We start from the raw sequence: 18,391 nt of genomic DNA, 5'->3' as shown, positions 1-18,391 counted from the left end.
AGTTGCCCAGAAACCGGAGACGTCATGCCCCAGGCGGTAGAAGCCACCGTTGTGCAACACATCGGCGACACATCGGAGGGGGCGCCGGCCCCGTCGGCCGCCGGAAGCGATTTCACACCGCTCCTGCGGACCGTCAGGGGGCAGGGACTGCTGGAGCGGCGCACGGGCTGGTACACGGTGGGGATCGCCGCCAACCTGGTCGCTCTCGGAGCCGTGATCACCGGCATGGTGCTCCTCGGTGACTCCTGGTGGAACCTGTTCCTCGCCCTGCCGCTGGCGGTCCTGTGGACACGTACGGCCTTCTTCGGACACGACGCGGGCCATGCCCAGATAACCGCCGACCGCAAGGCCGGCCGGGCCGTGGGCCTTGTGCACGCGAATCTGCTCCTGGGCATGAACGAGGCCTGGTGGAACGACAAGCATGTACGCCATCACGCCAATCCGAACCACGTGGACAAGGACCCCGACGTCGGCGTGGGCGCCCTGGTGTGGACCCAGAAGCAGGCCGCCCAGCGCGAAGGGTTCGCCCGCTGGCTCACCCGTAACCAGGCGCGGCTCTTCTTCCCGATGCTGCTCCTCGAAGGCATCGCCCTCAAGATCTACGGCTTCCAGTTCCTGCGGCGTCAGCCCGTCCGTGAGCGTGTGCTGTCCGGCCTTCTGCTGACCGTCCACCTCGGGCTGTACGCGACGCTGCTGCTGACCGTGATGTCCCCGGGCAAGGCCGTCGTCTTCGCCCTCGTCCACCATGCGCTCTTCGGCCTCCACCTGGGCATGGCCTTCGCCCCGAACCACAAGGGCATGGAGATGCCCGACCCGGACGGTGACCGCTGGGGCCATCTGCAGCGCCAGGTCCTCACCTCGCGCAACGTCCGGGGCGCCGTCCTCACCGACTGGTTCCTCGGCGGTCTGAACTACCAGATCGAGCACCACCTCTTCCCCAGCATGCCCCGTCCCCACCTGCGGCTGGCGCAGCCGCTGGTGAAGGCGCACTGTGCATCCATAGGGATGCCGTACGCGGAGACCGGGATCATCGAGTCCTACCGGCAGGCGCTGGAGCATATGCACGAGGTGGGTGAGCCGCTCCGGTAGACCCGTCGCAGGGCTCGTACGGCGAAGCCGGAACCGACAGAGACGCACAGGCGTTCTCTCATCAGGAGCGGCCTCGGCCGCGGAGGAGGCAGGGATCATGTCGAACGGTGCAAAGATCGCCATCGGGGGAGTCGTCGCGGCAGTCGTCCTGATTCCGTTCATCGGATTCTGGTGGTCGCTGCTGGTCCTCATCGGTGTACCCGCCGTGGGGTACCTGATGCTCGACCCGACACAGCGGCGCAGGCTCCGCAGGATCAGCCGTAAGGAGATCGGGCGCTGAGCGGCACGACCGCCGCGGAGCCGCCCGGTCCACCGGAGCGCGTCCAGGGCGGGTCGGGCCGGCCGCTCCGGGGGACGGGCGCGTCCGGCCCGCTCTCAGGACGGCCGGACGGCGAGTTCGTCGAGCGACTTCAGCAGGCCGGGCAGTTCCGGGCCGCGGCCCACCGTCATGATCTCGCCCGGCTCCTCGTCCAGCAGGATGAACGCGATGTCGTCGGTCCTGGCCACCAGGGACCAGCCGGGGCCGTCGGCCCGTAGCGTACGCGCCCCGCCGGGAGCGAACGCCGAGCGGATCCGTCCTGGCGGCGGCGGAGAGCCGACATAGGCCCGGGCAGCTTCGAGCGCCTTGCGTACGCCGGGGTGCTGCCCGGATCCGGTGGAATCCGCAGCGTCCCGCTCCCTCTCCTCGGCCGGCGCTGCGTCGGCCGAGGAACTGTCGGCGGGAGCCTGGTCCTCCGGCCGGGGTTCCCCGGACCGGCCGAACGCTGTCTCGTCGTCGATCTGGTCGCGCCACGCCGCCCACTGCAGGGCGATCTCGTCGGCTCCCAGGCGCCGCTGCGGAGCGCCCCAGACCTCGGTGTTTGGTGGTGTCAGTGGTGCGGGGCCCTCGTCGTCGGGGCCGGGTCGGGGATCGTGCGGGTCGGGGACGCCGGGTGCGGCGACCGCCAGCGCGAGCGGCCATCCCGGGAGTGCGCAGACCACCGAGCGGTCGTCGGGGGAGAGGTCGTACTCCATCCCGCAGTCCCAGGCGGCGATGGCGACAGCCACCAGCGAGACGTCCTCGACCACCACCGTCCACCGGGCGCCGCCGCTGTCCTGGCCGAGCACGAGGCCGTACCCCTCCGCGAACGGTTCGAGGCCGAGCTCGGCGCACGCCGCCACGTAGTCGTCGCCGAGCACACTGGGAAACTGCGCGGGGGTCAGCAGTACCGCGGTCAGCACAAACAGCGCGTCATCGTCGGCGACCGTGTCGTCCGTCGCTGCCACAGCACCCACCCTCATTCCTGATCGCTTGTTCCGTCGGCGCACCTTAACTACTGGGTAACCCTGCCGTCGAGGCCCTGACGAGCGGCAACGGACACGGACCCGGAGCCCGACGCGGTGCGCGGGCGCACGCCGAAACACCCCTCGTGCCGTGGTGCCGGCCGGCCCGGGACACGTACGGTTGTCTCTCCGGCCGACGAGGGGGGACAACATGGCGCAGCGGTTCGATCGCCTGAAGGAGATCCAGCGTCTGGACCCGGAGCGGGACTTCCTGGAGATCTACCGGCTCACCGTGTCGTACGAATTCCCCTGGGACATCACCCGCGCTCTCGAACTCGCCCTGTACCGCACGTACGCCGTGCCCAGCATCGGCCGACTGCTGGCGGAGACAGCCGAACTGACGGAAAGTTCACAGAAGAGGTACGACGACACCGCACTTCTCCTCGACGCCGTCGTCGAGCACGGCTTCGACAGCGAGGAGGGCCGTACGGCCATCCGCAGGATCAACCGGATGCACCGTAGCTACGACATCAGCAACGACGACATGCGCTATGTGCTGTGCACGTTCGTCGTCACGCCGAAACGCTGGCTCGACGTGTACGGCTGGCGCCGGCTGTCCGGCCATGAGCTGCGTGCCTTCGCCGCGTACTACCGCACGCTCGGAGCACGCATGGGCATCCAGGACGTGCCACAGACGTACGAGGACTTCGAGCGCACCCTGGACACCTACGAGGAGGAGCACTTCGGCTGGGACGAGGGCGCACGTGCGGTCTCCGACGCCACCCTGGACCTGATGGGCTCCTGGTATCCACGTCCGCTCGCGCCCCTGGTCCGCGGGGCCAGCATGGCCCTCCTCGACGACTCACTGCTACGGGCGTTCCGGTACGAGCGGCCGGGGCCCGTCGCCCGGGGCCTGACCCGGGGGGCCCTGCGCCTGAGGGCTCGCGCCGTACGCCTCCTGCCGCCGCGCTCCACGCCCCACTACGCCCGCCAGAATCCCGAGATCAAGGGATACCCGGACGGTTACGAGGTGGCCAGGCTCGGCACGTTCCCCACACCGGGCGTGCGAGGCTGCCCCGTGCCGCACGGACGGCTGCCGGACGCACCTGCCGAATGAAGCCGGAGGCGGCGGTTCCGGAGGCGGTGGAGGCAGTGGTGTGCCCGGTGGCGGCCGCTCAGCCGGTCCGTACGGCCAGCGCCAGGAAGCGGCTGTCCTCGTCGGCGTAGGAGTCCAGCCGCCAGCCCGACTCCGCCAGCAGGGGCGTGAGACGGGGCTCGGACCTGAGGTCGTCGTCCGAGAGGACCCGGCCGTGCCGTGCGGCCAGCGCGGCGCGCCCAAGAGGATGGAACAGGGCGAGCCGGCCGCCCGGACGCACCACCCGGGCCAACTCCGAGAGCCCCTGCTCGGGATGCGCCAGATGTGAGATCAGCCCGGCGGCGAAGACGGCGTCCAGGGCCCCGGCGCGCAGCGGGAGCCGCGCGGCATCGGCCAGCAGGAGTGCACCGCTCGCCTCCCTTCCCGCTCGCAGGGCCGCCTCCAGCATGGCGGGCGTCAGGTCGGCCCCGAGCACCGTCCCGCCGGATCCGACCGCGATCCGCAGGGCCGGCAGCGCACGCCCGGTCCCGCAGCCCGCGTCCAGCACGGCGTCGCCGGGGCGCAGGCCGAGCTCGTGCACGGCGGCGGCGTAGGCCGGGCCGTCGTCGGGGAAACGACTGTCCCATTCTGCCGCCCGTGCGGAGAAGAAGTTCTGGACCTGTGCCCGGTCATCGGTCATACCGACATGGTGACTGATCGCTCGTGCGCACCGCCCACTCAGGACGGATTGCGACCTCATCCGGGCGTCTGGCGAACCTGTTCGGACACATAAGTCAAAAACCGTTCACCCGCTTCTCCGGCTGCCCTCGATTGCCATGCTGTCGCCTCCTACTGACGGCACTCGCGGGAGAAGTGATCGATGTCCTCAGGGCGCATGGACAGCACGGGTGAGGAAGAGGCCGATGACTCCACGGACCTCGCCCTGAAAATATTGGTCGCGGGCGGATTCGGAGTCGGCAAGACGACTCTCGTCGGTGCGGTGAGCGAAATCCGGCCGTTGCGCACGGAGGAGGTCCCCAGCAAGGCCGGAGAGTCCGTCGACGCCACCGAGGGGGTCGAACAGAAGACAACAACGACGGTCGCCATGGACTTCGGGAGGATCACCATCCGGTCGGGCCTGACGCTCTATCTGTTCGGCACGCCGGGACAGGACCGGTTCTGGTTCCTGTGGGACGAGTTGTCGCAGGGCGCCCTGGGCGCGATCGTCCTGGCCGACACACGGCGACTCGAGGACTGTTTCCCGGCCGTCGACTACTTCGAGCACCGCCGCATCCCGTTCGTCGTCGCCGTCAACTGCTTCACCGGCGCGCGGACCTGTGCGGAGGACGATGTCGCGCGCGCACTGGATCTCGACCGGGGCACTCCCGTCGTCCTGTGCGACGCACGTGACCGTGCCTCAGGGAAGGAAGTCCTGATCCGCATGGTCGAGTACGCCGGACGCATGCACACCGCGAGGATTCTCGACTCGGTCGGCCAGGCGCCCGGCCCCGCGTGAGATGAGGATTCCGGCACGGTCGTTTCCTGCTCCCGGCGTGCGGATGACGCCCGTTCCCGGCAGCGGATCGACGGTGGCGCGAAGCAGCGCCCCCGGTGTGGGGAGGCGCTTGCCCGCAGCGGGGCCGTAGGCGAGGCTTGCGCGCAAACGCGGGGGAACGAATGAACGGGGAGGACGAGCACATGGCGCTGGACCGGGGACTTGACTGGCTGCTCGACGATCTCACCAGCCGGGTGGAGAACGTCCGCCACGCGCTGGTGCTGTCGAACGACGGGCTGGTGACCGGGGCCAGCACGAGCCTGGCGCGGGAGGACGCGGAGCACCTGGCCGCGGTCTCGTCCGGGCTGCAGAGCCTGGCCCGCGGATCGGGGCGTCATTTCGGAGCGGGAAAGGCCCGCCAGACCATGGTGGAGTTCGACGAGGCGCTGCTCTTCGTCACGGCTGCGGGGGACGGCAGCTGTCTGTGCGTACTGACCGCCGCCGAAGCCGATGTCGGCCAGGTCGCCTACGAGATGACCCTCCTGGTCAACAGGGTGGGCGAACATCTCGGTGTAACAGTGCGGCAGGGCAGCGACGGCCTGGACAACCTCTGACCTGCCTGTTCTCCGAGCCCCCGGCAGTTATCCACAGGCCGTGCAGGTCATTCCACCCTGAGATAGCGTGGTCACACAGAGTATTCGACCTCACGGGGGAGGACGGCCATGGCCGTTACGGAAGCCACGCGCACGCACACTGCGGGCACGACGGAGCCCAGTTGCGTCTCCGCAGGACGCGCGGCTCAGGAACTGACGTTGAAGCGCGGCGAATTCGACCTCGCCGTCCATCTGGGACTGATCTGTGCGGAGCCGGTGACGGGCATGGGCAGGCCGCGGGTCCGGCAGCAGGAGATCGACCGGCTGCGCGCTCTGCCGGGATTTCCGGGCCGGCTCAAGGACCAGGTGCGTACGACGGGCACAGCGGAAGGCGCCAAGCTGCTCGGAGTCAGCCCGGTGCGTTTCACCGGCCTGGCCCGCATCGGATGCGTCTCACCGATCGCGTTCTGTCTGAACCGCTACCGCGCGGTGGTTTGGCTCTATCTGGTGGACGAGCTCCTCGCCTTCGCCGCGAAAGAGCCTGATCTGATCGGGGGGAGGAGCCCGGCGGGCATGCGGACCCTGCTGGAGGCCGGCACCGACCACCGTGCGCGCAACTGGCGTTCACGCAGGACCGACCGGCTGCTGAACCGCGCGGAAGACCCATGGACGCGCGCGGCCCTGCAGGCGTCCGCTCTCGACCCGGTCCAGCTCGCGGAGGTGGTGGAGGACCCGTACGAGCGCGCCTACCTGGCCCGGGTGCGGCCGGATGCCGCGTTCGGCCGGCCGGGGTCGGCGTCCGGGAGGGAGGCGATGGAGAGGCTGATGCTGGCGGACGACCCGGACGAGATCCTCTGGCGCCGGGTGAATCTGACGCAGGAGCTGGAGCAGGCGCGTGAATTCCGCCCCGCCCCGCGCCCCGGATGCGACCCCGCCTTCCGCCCCGTTCCGGCTCGCCCTGTCCACTCTCGCCCTACTCCGGCCCGTGCCGTTCGAGGCCGTGCCGCTCCAGGGCGGCGGAGGGACGGCCGCCCCGGAGCGAGGGCCGGCACCGGGCGAGGGCTGCTGGGCCGGATCGGCCTGCGCGGAGTGGGGGGAAGAGGCCGCTGAAAAGCGATTGCACGGGGCTGCCGGCCCGGGCAACCTTGGCCACCATGTTGATCAGAGAAGCCACCGACAAGGACTGGCCCGCGATCTGGCCGTTCTTCCACGTCATCGTCGCTGCCGGCGAGACCTACACCTACCCCGTGGACCTCGGCGAGGACACGGCGCGGGACTGGTGGCTCCTCCCGGAGCCCAGTCGCACGGTTGTCGCGGTCGACGACGACGGAAGCGTCCTCGGGACGGCCAAGATGAACAGGAATCACATGGGCAATGGCTCGCACATCGCCGGCGCCAGCTACATGGTCGCCCCGGAGCACGCCGGCAGGGGCGTGGGCAGGGCCCTCTGCGCGTACACGGTGGACTGGGCGCGTGCGGCGGGGTACCGCGCCATGCAGTTCAACGCCGTGACGGAGACGAACACGCATGCCGTGCGGCTGTATCGCTCCCTCGGCTTCGAGATCATCGGCACGCTGCCCGAGGGGTTCAACCATCCCACACACGGCTATGTGGGTCTGCACATCATGCACAAGTCCCTCTGAACACAACCTCACAGGCCGTCGCGGCACCGGTGAGCACAGTTACTTCCGGCCATCCTGCACTGTCCGTCATGTCCCAAGTAGCGGTGATGTAGGACGGGTTGACACATCGCTCAACCATGGGGCGAGTGCGACCGCTGGGACGCGGGGCAGTACTGTGCGCCCCACCGCCATCCCAGCGGGGAACTCATATGGAGGAAGAATCCATGACCATACGCAGGAGATCGTGGCGCGGCGCGGGAGCATTCGCGGCCGCCGCGGTAGTCGGCCTGGCCGGCGGGGTCCTCTCCGCAAGTCCGGCCGCAGCTCACACCCCCACCTGGGCCGTGACCTGCTCCGACGTGACGCTCAACCTGACGGCCTACTCGGGCAACGCCACCAATGAGGTGACCGTGTCCGTCGTGGGCGGCGACGATCTGCTTGCCACGACCCAGTTCGGCCGGGACTTCAGCACGAAGACGCCGCTGCAGCTCCCGAAGCACGACAAGGAGCTGACCGTCCGCCTCGTCGTCAAGGCCGGGGACGACGACAAGTACTCCGTCGACGACACGAAGACCGCTCCGGTGTGTGAGGACGACACCCCGTCGCCCACCCCGACCGAGGCGACGCCTTCGGAGACCCCGAGCACGGAGCCGCCGGCCTCGGAGACCCCCGCGCCGAGCGAGACCCCTTCTGAGGCCGCGCCCGCCCCCGCGGAGCCGAGCAGCAGTGGGCCCGACCTGGCCGAGACCGGTTCGTCGTCCGCCACGCCCGTGATCGGCGGAGCCGCTGCCGCGGTCCTGCTCGCGGGTGGCGGCATCCTGTGGTCCGTCCGGAAGCGCCGCACCGCGCAGCACTGACGCGCTCACGGCATCCCGGCGCGGCGGTGGCAGTACACCGGCGCGCCGGGTGAGGGGCGTACCGCATCGACTTCGGTGCGGTACGCCCCTGCCGCGTTCCAGGACGGGACGCCGTCAGCCGGCCGGCCGCCAACCGGTCAGCCGGCAGCCGTCGGCCGTCGGCCGCGGTCGGCTGAGGGGCCGATCTCGCACCATACGGCCTTGCCCTCGCCCCTGGGCTCGATGCCCCAGCGCACGGAGACCGCGTCGAGAAGCAGCAAGCCACGCCCCGAGGTCGATGTCTCGCCCGGAGTGCGGCGTCGCGGCCAGACGCTGGAGCGGTCCTGCACCGACAGCCTGATGCGCCGAACGGGCTCCGGCAGCACCTCGAGAGTCAGCACAGCCCCGCCCTCCGTGTGCAGCAGCACATTGACCAGCAACTCACCGGTGACCAGCTCCGCGTCGTCCGCCAGGTCGGCGAGATCCCAGTCCGTCAGTGCCTGACGCACGATGGACCTGGCCTCCGACAGCCCCTGTGGATCCGCCTGATGGATGTACTGGTGCAGCCGGGGAGCACGCGGAGATCCGAGATCAGGGCTGCGCCGCAGCACCAGCAGCGCCACGTCGTCGCCCGACCCCCACCGCTCCCACAGCCGGTCCGACAGATGATCGGCCAGCGCCTCAGCACCGTCGGGCCCGCCGCTCACCTCGTGGATCAAGGCCGCGACCCCCACATCGACATCGGCTCCCGGCTCCTCGACCAGCCCGTCGGTGTACAGGACGAGGGTCTCACCCGGCACCAGATCGAGACGGGTCTCCGGGTACTCCTCGTCCCGGAAGTCCGTGGAGATCCCCAGCGGCAGACCGCCACGCACCTGAGGAACCCCGACCCGCCCGTCGGTGTGCCTGATCAGCGGCCCGAAGTGTCCGGCACGCGTCACACGCACCGCCCCCGTGGCGAGATCCACCTGTGCGTACGTCGACGTCGCGAACCGGTCGGTGTCGAGCTCGGCGAGGAAGCGGGAGGCCCGCGCCAGCACTGTCGCCGGAGGATGCCCCTCGGCCGCGTAGGCGCGCAGCGCGATGCGCAGCTGGCCCATGATCGCCGCGGCATGCGTGTCGTGTCCCTGCACATCGCCCACCACGACACCGATCCGGCCCCGGGGGAGCGTGATCACGTCGTACCAGTCGCCGCCGACCTCGCGCCCGCTCCACGCCGTGTGGTAGCGGACCGCGATCTCGCCACCCTCGATCTCCTGGATCCGCCGCGGAAGCATCGCCGACTGGAGCCCGGTGGCGAACTCGCGCTCCTCGTCGAAGAGGATCGCCCGCTGCAGGGACTGGGCCACGATGGCGGCCAGCCCCAGAGAAAGGTTTCTCTCGTCCGCGCTGAACGCGGTGCGTTGACGGTAGAAGAGGGCGAGTCCGCCCAGGGAGCGGGCCTGCGCTATCAGCGGAAGATAGGCGACCGCCTGGAAGTTCAGCTCGCCGATGTGAGGTTCGAGCGCGGGATAGCGCCGGATGAGGGAACCGAGCGAGGTGATGAACCGGGGGCGCCCGCTGAGGACGGTGTCCCCGAGGGGAAGCGTCGCGTCGAGCTGTCCGGAGCCCAGGCCCTGGAGCACCTCCACCGACTCACCGCTCAGCGCGATGATCTTGAGTGTGGAGTTCTCCACCAGACCGAGCGCCAGTCCGTCCGCACCGATCCCCACCAGACCGCCAGGGCCGGTGAGCGCGGCGGTGACGTCGTCCACGGTCACCGCGCGTGACATCGCGGCGGTGGTGCGCTCGACGATGCTCGTCTGGCGGCGGCGCCGTTTTTCCAGATCCAGCACGAAGGCCGAATGGGTGACCTCGGCCGTCGCGTCCCGCACCACGCCGATGACACGGTGTGCCCGGCCGTCGGCCGACCGCAGGATCCTTGCCTGGACGTGTGTCCACTGGCGGGTCCCGTCCTCCAGGGGAACCTGGAAGTGAACGCTGTAGGAACTGCTCCCGCCGGAGATCGCCCCATCGATCGTGACGTCCAGACGCGCACGATCAGGTTCGTCCAGACGTTCGAGCACCACCCCCGGCCGGGCGTCGAACGTCTCGGGATCCAGGCCGAACACCAGCAGCCCCGCCTCGTCGATATCCAGCGTCCGGGCGTCCAGATCCCATTCGAAGCTGCCGGTGCGGTTCATGGCGAGGCGCTCCGCGATGGCGGTCCCGTCCGCGTGATGCCGTTCGGACAGGAGCCGCGACGCCGAGTCGTCGTCCGCTCGCCAGGAAGGGTCGGTCATACCTGCTCCGTCATACCTGCTCCGGAGGTCGTCCGGCGGGGCTGCTGGACGTCGCCGCCCGTGAGTCCCAATTGTCGAGCCTGCGATGGCGGAGTGCCACAGCGGTACACGGGAGACCCGGCGACAGGGCCCCGGCAGGGCCGTCGCAGAATGGCACGCAGAGATCGTCCACGGCTGACCGGAGCGCACACATGAATGACGACGAGCCCGTCCTGCTGCACACCGAGGGCCGCATCCTGCACATCGCCCTCAACCGCCCTCGGGCCCTGAACGCCCTCACACACACCATGGTGCGCGCAATCGACGAGGCGCTCACCGGTGCGGCGGACGACGACGGGGTCACCGCGGTCGTCATCAGCGGCGCGGGTGAGCGCGGCCTCTGCGCAGGCGGTGACATCCGCTCGATCTACGAGGACGCCCGTGCGGGCCGCCGCGCCTCCGTGGACTTCTGGCGCGACGAGTACCGCCTCAACGCCCACATCGGGCGGTTCCCCAAACCGTACGTGGCGCTCATGGACGGCATCGTGATGGGCGGCGGGGTCGGCGTATCGGCGCACGGGGACGTGCGTGTCGTCACCGAGCGCTCACGCGTCGCGATGCCCGAGACCGGAATCGGCTTCGTTCCCGACGTCGGGGGCACCCACCTGCTGGCCGGGGCGCCGGGCCGCCTCGGCACCCACCTCGCACTCACCGGCCGTGCCGTCGGCGCGGCCGACGCCATCCTGTGCGGACTCGCCGACCACTTCGTCCCGTCCCACCGCCTCGCCGACCTCACCACCGCGCTCGCCCCCTGTACGACACCCGCCGAGATCACGGACACCGTGCGGCAGTACGCGACCGAAGCACCGGAGGGGGAGCTGGCAGCCCATCGCGCATGGATCGACGACTGCTACGCCGCCGACACCGTCGAGGAGATCATCGACCGGCTGGCGAACAGCGGACTGCCCGCCGCGAAGGAGACCGCCGATGATCTCCTCACCGCATCACCCACCGCGCTCAAGGTCACTCTGTCCGCCGTGCGCCGTGCGGGGCGGCTCGGCACCCTCGAAGCTGCTCTCGACCAGGAGTTCCGTGTCTCCTGCCGGGCGTTCGACGGGCATGACCTGGTCGAGGGCGTCCGCGCCCGGATCATCGACAAGGACCGCACCCCGCGCTGGAGCCCCGCCGACCCCGGCGACGTCACCGCCGCCGACGTCGCCCGCTACTTCGAGCCGCTCGGAGCCCAGGAACTGGGCCTGACCTCGATCTGACCTCCGCGCTCAACCGCGTCCCGTCAGCCGGTCCGCCGCACGGTCCCACGCCCCCGGGTCCCCCCGCGGGGTGTAGTGGCGCAGGTCCTGTGTGCGGGCGACCAGCCTCCGCATGTCCGTCAGCCCGCCCACGAGGCCGTGGGCCCGCGCCTGGAGCAGCACATTACCGAGAGCCGTGGCCTCGGCGGGCCCCGCGGTGACCGGCAGACCGGAGGCGTCCGCGGTCCACTGACACAGCAGCTCGTTGCGCGAGCCGCCGCCCACGAGATGGATGCGCGTCAGCTCGCGCCCGGCCAGCTCCGCGGCCTCGCGCAGCGTCCTGCGGTGGGCCAGCGCCAGGCTCTCCAACACGCACCGCACATACCCGCCGGGACCGTCGGGCGTCGCCTGCCCGGTCCGGGAGAGCGCGGCGCGGATCCGCGCCGGCATGTCGCCGGGGGCCAGGAAGGCCGGGTCGTCCGGATCGATCACCGCGGCGAACGGCCGGGCACGCTCCGCCTCGGCGAGGAGAGCCGCGAGGCTCGTCGGCGTACCCTCGCGCTCCCACGTACGACGGCACTCCTCCAGCAGCCACATCCCCATGATGTTGCGGAGATAGCGCACCGTGCCGTCCACACCGCGTTCATTGGTGAAGTTCGCGGCCCTGGACTCCTCGGTCAGCACGGGTGCGTCGAGTTCGAGGCCGGCCAACGACCAGGTGCCGCAGGACACATAGGCGCATCCCGGATCGGTGGCCGGGACCGCGGCCACCGCCGACGCCGTGTCGTGCGAAGCGACGGTCGTCACCGGCGTGTCCGCAGGCAGACCGGTGAACTCCGCCACGTGCGGAAGCAGAGTCCCCGCCCGACCGCCCGGTTCCCGCAACGCGGGGAAGAGTGAACGCTCCAGACCCAGCCGCCCGATCAGGGCATCGGACCATCGGCCGGTCCGCGCGTCGAACAGAGCGGTCGTCGACGCGTTGGTCACTTCCGCACCCACCGAACCCGTCAGCCAGTACACCAGCAGATCGGGCATCAGCAGCAGCGTCCGGGCCGCCGGCCACTGAGCCGACGAACGGTGGGCGGCCAACTGGAAGACGGTGTTGAACGGGAGATGCTGCAGCCCGCCGACGTCGTACAGCTCCTGTGCGTCGAAACGGGCCATGACCTCCTCCGCGGCGGCGGTGTTACGCCCGTCGCGGTAGTGGAACGGGAGGCCGAGGAGCGACCCGTCCGCGTCCAGAAGGCCGTAGTCCACCGCCCAGGTGTCGATGCCCACCGACGCCACGGGACCGCGCCGTGCCGCCGCCCGCAACCCCTCCAGCATGCCCTGGTACAGGGCGAGTACGTCCCAGTGCAGCCCGTCGGGGAGCAGGACGGGCGTATTGGCGAAGCGGTGCGCCTCGGTCAGTTCGAGGTCGCCGGGACCGACCCTTCCGGTGATCACCCGACCACTGGTGGCGCCCAGGTCCACCGCGGCGAACACCGGGTCGTGCCGTGAAGTCGCAGACATGGAGAATCTCATCCGATCAGGGTGAAGCCCGCGCCCCGGCACGCACACGGCGGCACCGGGGCGCGGCACGGTGGCACGGGGTCAGCGCAGGAACGCCGCCGCCACACCGGCGTCGACGGGGATGTGCAGGCCGGTGGTGTGGGTGAGATCGCCGCCCGTCAGCGCGAAGACGGCGTTCGCGACATGCTCCGGGAGGACCTCCCGCTTGAGGATCGTGCGCTGGGCGTAGAACTCGCCGAGCTTCTCCTCCTCGATCCCGTAGGTCGCCGCGCGCTGAGCCCCCCAGCCCGCCGCGAAGATTCCGGAACCACGCACCACCCCGTCCGGGTTGACCCCGTTGACCCGGATGCCGTGCTCTCCCAGCTCGGCGGCCAGCAGGCGTACCTGGTGCGCCTGGTCGGCCTTGGTGGCCGAGTACGCGATGTTGTTCGGGCCCGCGAACACCGCGTTCTTGGACGCGATGTAGACGATGTCGCCGCCGAGACCCTGGGCCCGCATCACCTGCGCCGCCTCACGGGACACCAGGAACGAGCCGCGCGCCATGATGCCGTGCTGCAGATCCCAGTCCTGGGCCGTGGTCTCCAGCAGCGGCTTGGAGATGGAGATGCCCGCGTTGTTCACGACCAGGTCCACACCGCCGAAAGTGAGCGCGGCGGCCTTGAACGCAGCGGCGATCTGCTCCTCGGACGTGACATCCACGGTCACCGCGACGGCCTTGTCCGGGCCTCCGAGCTCCTCGGCGACAGCCGCCGCGCTCTCGGCGTTCAGATCCGCGACGACCACACAGGCGCCCTCGCCGACGAGCCGGTGGGCGATGGCCTTGCCGATGCCCGACCCCGCACCGGTGACGAGTGCGACCCGGGTGGCCAGCGCCTTCGGCTTCGGCATCCGGCGGAGCTTGGCCTCCTCCAGTTCCCAGTACTCGATGCGGAACTTCTCGGACTCCTCGATCGGCGCATACGTGGAAACGGCCTCGGCGCCCCGCATCACATTGATGGCGTTGAGGTAGAACTCCCCGGCGACCCGGGCGGTCTGCTTGTCCTTGCCGAACGAGAACATGCCGACACCGGGCACCAGCACGATCGCCGGGTCCGCCCCGCGCATCGCCGGCGAGTCCGGCGCCGCGTGGCGCTCGTAGTACGCGCGATACGCCGTCCTGTACTCCTCGTGCAGCACCCCGAGCCGGGCCACCGCGTCCTCCAGCGGCGCACCGGCGGGCAGATCGAGGACCAGCGGGCGCACCTTCGTACGGAGGAAGTGGTCAGGGCACGACGTGCCGAGAGCGGCGAGACGTGGGTGCTCGGCCCGTGCGAGGAAATCCAGCACAGGGGGCGCGTCGGTGAAGTGCCCGACCTGCGGGCGGTCGGTGGACGCCAGCCCGCGGATCACCGGGGCGAGGGCCGCCGCCCGCTCCCGGCGCGCCTCCTCGTCCAGGGCCCCCCGGCCGGGGAGTACGGGTCCGAACGGCTCGGCCCTGCCGTGTTCCTCCAGGAACGTCTCGGCCGTACGGATCATCCACAGTGCGTTGCGTTCGCACTCCTCGGAGGTGGCGCCCCAGGCCGTGATGCCGTGACCGCCCAGGACGACACCGACCGCCTGCGGACTGGCCTCCTTCACCGCCGCGATGTCCAGACCCAGCTGGAATCCGGGCCGACGCCACCCCACCCACGCGACCTTGTCACCGAAGCACTCGGCGGTCAGCTTCTCGCCGTCGGCCGCGCACGCCAGGGCGATCCCGGAGTCCGGGTGCAGATGGTCGACGTGCGCGGCCTCGACCAGCGCGTGCATAGCGGTGTCGATCGACGGGGCCGCTCCACCCTTTCCATGCAGGCAGTAGTCGAACGCCGAGACCATCTCGTCCTCGCGCTCCACCCCCGGGTACACGTCCTTGAGCGCACGCACCCGGTCCAGCCGGAGCACGGCGAGCCCCGCCTCGGTCAGCGTCCCGAGGTCGCCGCCCGAGCCCTTGACCCAGAGCAGTTCTGCTTCGCCACCGGTGACCGGGTCGGTCTCCGCCGCCTTGGCCGAGGCGTTGCCACCGGCGTAGTTGGTGTTGCGCGGGTCGGACCCGATCCGGTGGGCGCGCTCCAGGAGCGCGGCGACCTCGGCGTGCGTCGCGGACGTCATGAGGGTTCCTTCGAGAAGAGTGGGGCGGGTACGGACACGGCGACGGCCGGGCGTAGAAGGGCGGGGGAGAGGGCGGGACTCAGGCGCCCCAGCCCGCCTGCGTGCCCCCGACACGGTCGGCGGCGATGCGCTCCTGGTTGCCGGAGGCGAGGTAGGCCGCGAACGGGTCGCGGGCCAGGCCCAGCTCCTCGCGGACCTCGGCGAGCAGCGGCCGTACGTCCGTGTTGAACGCGTCCATGAACACGCCGTTGGAGGCGAGGACATCCCCGGACCGCTGCGCGGCGGCCAGCGCCTCGGCATCGATCAGCAGCGCCTTGGCCGTGGCCTCCTGGACATTGGTGACCGACCGGACCACGGCCGGGATCTTGGCCTCGATGTTGTGGCACTGGTCGAGCATGAAGTTGACGTTGGTCTCGGGGGCGAGCCCACCGTTCTTGACGACCTCGTGCATGATGCGGAAGAGCTGGAAGGGGTCGGCGGCGCCTGCCATCAGGTCGTCGTCCGCGTAGAAGCGGGAGTTGAAGTCGAACGCGCCGAGCTTTCCCTCCCGCAGCAGGAAGGCCACGATGAACTCGATGTTGGTGCCCGGTGCGTGATGCCCGGTGTCGACGACGACCTGTGCCTTGGGCCCGAGCTTGAGGCAGTGGGCGTAGGAGGTGCCCCAGTCCGGGACGTCCGTGGTGTAGAACGCGGGCTCGAAGAGCTTGTACTCCAACAGCATCCGCTGGTCGTCGCCGAGCCGCTCGTAGACCTCGGCGAGCGCCTCGGACAGGCGGTCCTGGCGGCTCGCCATGTCGTCCTGGCCCGGATAGTTGGTGCCGTCCGAGAACCACAGCTTGAGGTCGGGTGAGCCGGTGGCGTCCATGATGTCGACGCATTCGAGCAGATGATCGGTGGCCTTGCGGCGGACCTTCGGGTCCGGGTGGGTGACCGAGCCCAGCTTGAAGTCGTCGTCCTGGAAGACATTGGAGTTGATCGCGCCGATCCGCAGCCCGAGCCCCTCGGCGTACCGGGTCAGCGCCGCGTAGTCGTCCACCCGGTCCCACGGAATGTGCAGCGAGACCTTCGGGGCGACCCCGGTGGCCGCGTGCACCTGTGCGGCGTCCGCCAGTTTTTCGAACGGGTCGCGCGGGACGCCGGGCTGGGCGAAGACCTTGAAACGGGTCCCCGAATTGCCGTAGCCCCAGGAGGGCGTCTCGATGACCTGAGACTTCAGAGCTGCCTTGACGGCCGACACATCAGACATGAACACCTCGTAAGCAGAGTCACCTGGCGACCGATGAGGATCGGGATGTGAATCGTTTCATCCGGAACGTACGCTAGGTTTGTGGGCAGACACAGTCAAGCGGCTGGTCAGCTTTCTTCTCGATTTGAATCAATTCATCGAGCCCCGGAGCGGCAGCTCTCAAGGAGGTGTGCCCGCCCCTCCCGGGAGCGGGCACCCACCGTCATCCGGAAACGGTCAGCGCCCGGACCCGGTCAGACTCGGCTGGAGCTTCCGTACGAGCGTGAACAGCCGGTCCTCGTTCCCCGCGAGGCCCGCGCTTTTCAGTGCCTCGTCGGCCTCCTCGATCGGGGAGGCGAGCAAGGGCATGTACAGAGGGGCTTCGGCCGGGTCGGCGAGCGCGGCGCGCGTCGCGGCCAGTAGACGGACGTACGCCTGGGCCGCGGCGATTTCGGCTTGGTGCATCTCAGCATCTCCCGGTCAGAGGTGTCGGACCGTCAAGCATCCCCCATGGGTCTGACAACGCCCTCGCGCGCGACGGACAACGGCGCTCAGGGCCGGGCCCCTGACGGCGGCTCGACCTCGAGGAAGCGTCGCCTGCGGGGCCCGCGGTACAGCAGGGCCGTCCACCCCAGCCGCCGCAGCACCGAGGCACACCCGGCCAATGCCTCCTCCTCGTCGTGCGCCGCGCCACTGCCGGGCGGACCCGTCCACTCGACCCGCACCGAGCCCGGCGCCTCGCCCTCGCACACGCGATACCCCGTGGCCGCCCTCGCCCCGGACGGCGCGACCGACGACGCGGGTATACCGCCGGCCTCCAGTGCCAACGCCACGGCCCGCAGCGGCCGGTGCAGCTCCCAGGGCGCCGGTACGCCTTCGGGATCCGGACGCCCCGCACCGGTCAGCCGCCTGATCTGAAGCATCCCCTCGAAAGCCGCCCGCACCTCTGCGGTCCGCACCTCCGAGGCCCGCCCGTCCGAGGCCTCGTGCGCCTCGGGGCCGTCCCCGGTCGCGGGCTCGAACCCGCTCTCCCGCCGCTGCGACGCGCTCATGTCCTGTCCCCTCGCCGGTTTCGAGCCCTGTCGCCAAGTGTGCGGCCACCGACTGACAGAGGCCGTGCCGCCCCATCCGCCGGTGCCCGTAAACTCGGCGCAGACCGCACACCGGAGGAACCACGCGCATGTCCGACGACCCGACAGGCCCGCCCGTCAGCGAGCGCACGGCCCTGCGCGCCGACTGTGCGAGCTGCTTCGGGCTCTGCTGCGTCGCGCTGACGCTGACCGCCTCGGCGGACTTCGCGATCAACAAGGACGCGGGGACCCCCTGCCCCAACCTTGCGGAGGACTTCCGCTGCGGTATACACACCCGGCTGAGGCGCGAGGGCTTCTCGGGCTGCACGGTCTACGACTGTTTCGGCGCGGGCCAGAAGGTCTCCCAGGAGACGTACGCCGGCCAGGACTGGCGGACGTCCCCGGACATCGCCCGCCAGATGTTCAGGGTCTTCCCCGTGATGAGGCAGCTGCACGAACTGCTGTGGTATCTGACCGAAGCTCTCACGTTGCCGGCCGCGGTGAGCCTGCACGCCGAGCTCCGGGCCTCCCTCGACGCGACCGAACGGCTCACCCGGCTTCCCGCAGAGGATCTGGCGGAGCTGGACGTGTCGGAGCACCGCGACCGGGTCGCGGCGCTGCTGCTGCGCGCCGGGGAGCTGGAACGCGCCGGCGTCGCCCGGCGTGGGAAGCGCAGCCGGCGGGGTGCCGATCTCATCGGAGCCCGGCTCACAGGCGCCGACCTGCGCGGGGCGGAACTCCGAGGGGCGTACCTCATCGCGGCCGACCTGCGCGGAGCCGACCTGCGCCGTGCTGAGCTCATCGGTGCCGACTTCCGTGACGCCGACCTCTCCGACGCGGACCTCACCGGTGCCCTCTTCCTCACCCAGGCCCAGCTGAACGCGGCGAAGGGCAATGCGGCCACGAAGCTGCCGGACTCCCTGACCCGGCCTTCGCACTGGTCGGCGGACCGCCTCCCCACCGCCTGAACGTC

At 70.4% G+C, this 18,391-nt stretch carries 18 protein-coding genes; 10 read left to right on the top strand and 8 right to left on the bottom strand.

All coding sequences use genetic code 11. The annotated features are described in order from the left end of the window. Positions 1-24: 24 nt before the first annotated feature. Complete coding sequence (locus OG623_RS00330) at positions 25-1,089, top strand: fatty acid desaturase family protein (RefSeq protein ID WP_406143173.1); 1,065 nt, start codon at positions 25-27, stop codon at positions 1,087-1,089. A 97-nt stretch (positions 1,090-1,186) separates the two neighbouring features. Then, positions 1,187-1,369: a hypothetical protein gene (locus OG623_RS00325; RefSeq protein ID WP_406143171.1), complete on the top strand. Its 183-nt coding sequence runs from the start codon at positions 1,187-1,189 to the stop codon at positions 1,367-1,369. 95 nt (positions 1,370-1,464) lie between these two features. Here the strand turns inward: OG623_RS00325 and OG623_RS00320 are convergent, their stop codons facing one another. Then, a complete protein-coding gene (locus tag OG623_RS00320; protein ID WP_406143169.1) occupies positions 1,465-2,355 on the bottom strand; it encodes a hypothetical protein in 891 nt (296 codons plus the stop codon). A 208-nt stretch (positions 2,356-2,563) separates the two neighbouring features. On the opposite strand from OG623_RS00320, the gene OG623_RS00315 reads away from it, so the two are divergent. Continuing rightward, entirely contained in the window at positions 2,564-3,469 is a 906-nt protein-coding gene (locus OG623_RS00315; protein ID WP_406143167.1) for an oxygenase MpaB family protein, read from the top strand. Positions 3,470-3,527: 58 nt separating this feature from the next. Here the strand turns inward: OG623_RS00315 and OG623_RS00310 are convergent, their stop codons facing one another. After that, positions 3,528-4,127 carry a class I SAM-dependent methyltransferase gene (locus OG623_RS00310; RefSeq protein WP_406143166.1) on the bottom strand — a complete coding sequence of 200 codons (600 nt, stop codon included), beginning with the start codon at positions 4,125-4,127 and terminating at the stop codon, positions 3,528-3,530. 180 nt (positions 4,128-4,307) lie between these two features. Here OG623_RS00310 and OG623_RS00305 point away from each other — a divergent pair, with 180 nt between their 5' ends. The 5 genes from OG623_RS00305 (at position 4,308) to OG623_RS00285 (ending at position 7,994) form a co-directional block, all read left to right on the top strand. Next, positions 4,308-4,943, top strand: coding sequence for a GTP-binding protein (locus tag OG623_RS00305; protein ID WP_406143165.1), 636 nt, complete (start codon positions 4,308-4,310; stop codon positions 4,941-4,943). Positions 4,944-5,125: 182 nt separating this feature from the next. Continuing rightward, on the top strand, positions 5,126-5,536 hold the full coding sequence (locus OG623_RS00300; protein WP_406151613.1) for a roadblock/LC7 domain-containing protein: 411 nt from the start codon (positions 5,126-5,128) through the stop codon (positions 5,534-5,536). 108 nt (positions 5,537-5,644) lie between these two features. Further along, the gene (locus OG623_RS00295; RefSeq protein WP_406143164.1) at positions 5,645-6,625 is read left to right on the top strand and encodes a DUF6397 family protein; all 981 of its coding nucleotides are present in this window, start codon (positions 5,645-5,647) and stop codon (positions 6,623-6,625) included. 44 nt (positions 6,626-6,669) lie between these two features. Continuing rightward, a complete protein-coding gene (locus tag OG623_RS00290) occupies positions 6,670-7,158 on the top strand; it encodes a GNAT family N-acetyltransferase (protein ID WP_406143162.1) in 489 nt (162 codons plus the stop codon). Positions 7,159-7,361: 203 nt separating this feature from the next. Continuing rightward, entirely contained in the window at positions 7,362-7,994 is a 633-nt protein-coding gene (locus OG623_RS00285) for an LAETG motif-containing sortase-dependent surface protein (protein ID WP_406143160.1), read from the top strand. A 137-nt stretch (positions 7,995-8,131) separates the two neighbouring features. Here the strand turns inward: OG623_RS00285 and OG623_RS00280 are convergent, their stop codons facing one another. Then, a complete protein-coding gene (locus tag OG623_RS00280; protein WP_406143159.1) occupies positions 8,132-10,255 on the bottom strand; it encodes a SpoIIE family protein phosphatase in 2,124 nt (707 codons plus the stop codon). A 191-nt stretch (positions 10,256-10,446) separates the two neighbouring features. Between OG623_RS00280 and OG623_RS00275 the strand changes: the two genes are divergently transcribed. After that, a complete protein-coding gene (locus OG623_RS00275; RefSeq protein WP_406143157.1) occupies positions 10,447-11,505 on the top strand; it encodes an enoyl-CoA hydratase/isomerase family protein in 1,059 nt (352 codons plus the stop codon). A gap of 9 nt (positions 11,506-11,514) precedes the next feature. Here the strand turns inward: OG623_RS00275 and OG623_RS00270 are convergent, their stop codons facing one another. From OG623_RS00270 to OG623_RS00250, 5 genes are all read right to left on the bottom strand, one after another. After that, a complete protein-coding gene (locus OG623_RS00270; protein WP_406143156.1) occupies positions 11,515-12,996 on the bottom strand; it encodes a rhamnulokinase family protein in 1,482 nt (493 codons plus the stop codon). An 81-nt stretch (positions 12,997-13,077) separates the two neighbouring features. After that, entirely contained in the window at positions 13,078-15,123 is a 2,046-nt protein-coding gene (locus tag OG623_RS00265) for a bifunctional aldolase/short-chain dehydrogenase (RefSeq protein WP_406143154.1), read from the bottom strand. 79 nt (positions 15,124-15,202) lie between these two features. After that, positions 15,203-16,369 carry an L-rhamnose isomerase gene (rhaI, locus tag OG623_RS00260; RefSeq protein WP_406143152.1) on the bottom strand — a complete coding sequence of 389 codons (1,167 nt, stop codon included), beginning with the start codon at positions 16,367-16,369 and terminating at the stop codon, positions 15,203-15,205. A gap of 216 nt (positions 16,370-16,585) precedes the next feature. Further along, positions 16,586-16,813: a hypothetical protein gene (locus tag OG623_RS00255; protein WP_406143150.1), complete on the bottom strand. Its 228-nt coding sequence runs from the start codon at positions 16,811-16,813 to the stop codon at positions 16,586-16,588. Positions 16,814-16,899: 86 nt separating this feature from the next. Next, entirely contained in the window at positions 16,900-17,400 is a 501-nt protein-coding gene (locus OG623_RS00250) for a hypothetical protein (RefSeq protein WP_406143148.1), read from the bottom strand. Between the two features lie 128 nt (positions 17,401-17,528). Here OG623_RS00250 and OG623_RS00245 point away from each other — a divergent pair, with 128 nt between their 5' ends. Beyond that, positions 17,529-18,386: a pentapeptide repeat-containing protein gene (locus OG623_RS00245; protein WP_406143147.1), complete on the top strand. Its 858-nt coding sequence runs from the start codon at positions 17,529-17,531 to the stop codon at positions 18,384-18,386. Positions 18,387-18,391 lie beyond the last annotated feature (5 nt).

It is taken from the genome of Streptomyces sp. NBC_01012, assembly GCF_045162755.1.
Lineage (GTDB): Bacteria > Actinomycetota > Actinomycetes > Streptomycetales > Streptomycetaceae > Streptomyces.
Note: the sequence above shows the minus strand (reverse complement) of the source record. Positions and strands in the feature narration are given on the sequence as shown.

Coding starts and splice junctions, on each gene's coding strand:
- OG623_RS00330 (WP_406143173.1), top strand. CDS start 25: ATGCCCCAGGCGGTAGAAGCCACCGTTGTGCAACACATCGGCGACACA.
- OG623_RS00325 (WP_406143171.1), top strand. CDS start 1,187: ATGTCGAACGGTGCAAAGATCGCCATCGGGGGAGTCGTCGCGGCAGTC.
- OG623_RS00315 (WP_406143167.1), top strand. CDS start 2,564: ATGGCGCAGCGGTTCGATCGCCTGAAGGAGATCCAGCGTCTGGACCCG.
- OG623_RS00310 (WP_406143166.1), bottom strand. CDS start 4,127: ATGACCGATGACCGGGCACAGGTCCAGAACTTCTTCTCCGCACGGGCG.
- OG623_RS00305 (WP_406143165.1), top strand. CDS start 4,308: ATGTCCTCAGGGCGCATGGACAGCACGGGTGAGGAAGAGGCCGATGAC.
- OG623_RS00300 (WP_406151613.1), top strand. CDS start 5,126: ATGGCGCTGGACCGGGGACTTGACTGGCTGCTCGACGATCTCACCAGC.
- OG623_RS00295 (WP_406143164.1), top strand. CDS start 5,645: ATGGCCGTTACGGAAGCCACGCGCACGCACACTGCGGGCACGACGGAG.
- OG623_RS00290 (WP_406143162.1), top strand. CDS start 6,670: ATGTTGATCAGAGAAGCCACCGACAAGGACTGGCCCGCGATCTGGCCG.
- OG623_RS00285 (WP_406143160.1), top strand. CDS start 7,362: ATGACCATACGCAGGAGATCGTGGCGCGGCGCGGGAGCATTCGCGGCC.
- OG623_RS00280 (WP_406143159.1), bottom strand. CDS start 10,255: ATGACCGACCCTTCCTGGCGAGCGGACGACGACTCGGCGTCGCGGCTC.
- OG623_RS00275 (WP_406143157.1), top strand. CDS start 10,447: ATGAATGACGACGAGCCCGTCCTGCTGCACACCGAGGGCCGCATCCTG.
- OG623_RS00270 (WP_406143156.1), bottom strand. CDS start 12,996: ATGTCTGCGACTTCACGGCACGACCCGGTGTTCGCCGCGGTGGACCTG.
- OG623_RS00265 (WP_406143154.1), bottom strand. CDS start 15,123: ATGACGTCCGCGACGCACGCCGAGGTCGCCGCGCTCCTGGAGCGCGCC.
- rhaI (WP_406143152.1), bottom strand. CDS start 16,369: ATGTCTGATGTGTCGGCCGTCAAGGCAGCTCTGAAGTCTCAGGTCATC.
- OG623_RS00255 (WP_406143150.1), bottom strand. CDS start 16,813: ATGCACCAAGCCGAAATCGCCGCGGCCCAGGCGTACGTCCGTCTACTG.
- OG623_RS00250 (WP_406143148.1), bottom strand. CDS start 17,400: ATGAGCGCGTCGCAGCGGCGGGAGAGCGGGTTCGAGCCCGCGACCGGG.
- OG623_RS00245 (WP_406143147.1), top strand. CDS start 17,529: ATGTCCGACGACCCGACAGGCCCGCCCGTCAGCGAGCGCACGGCCCTG.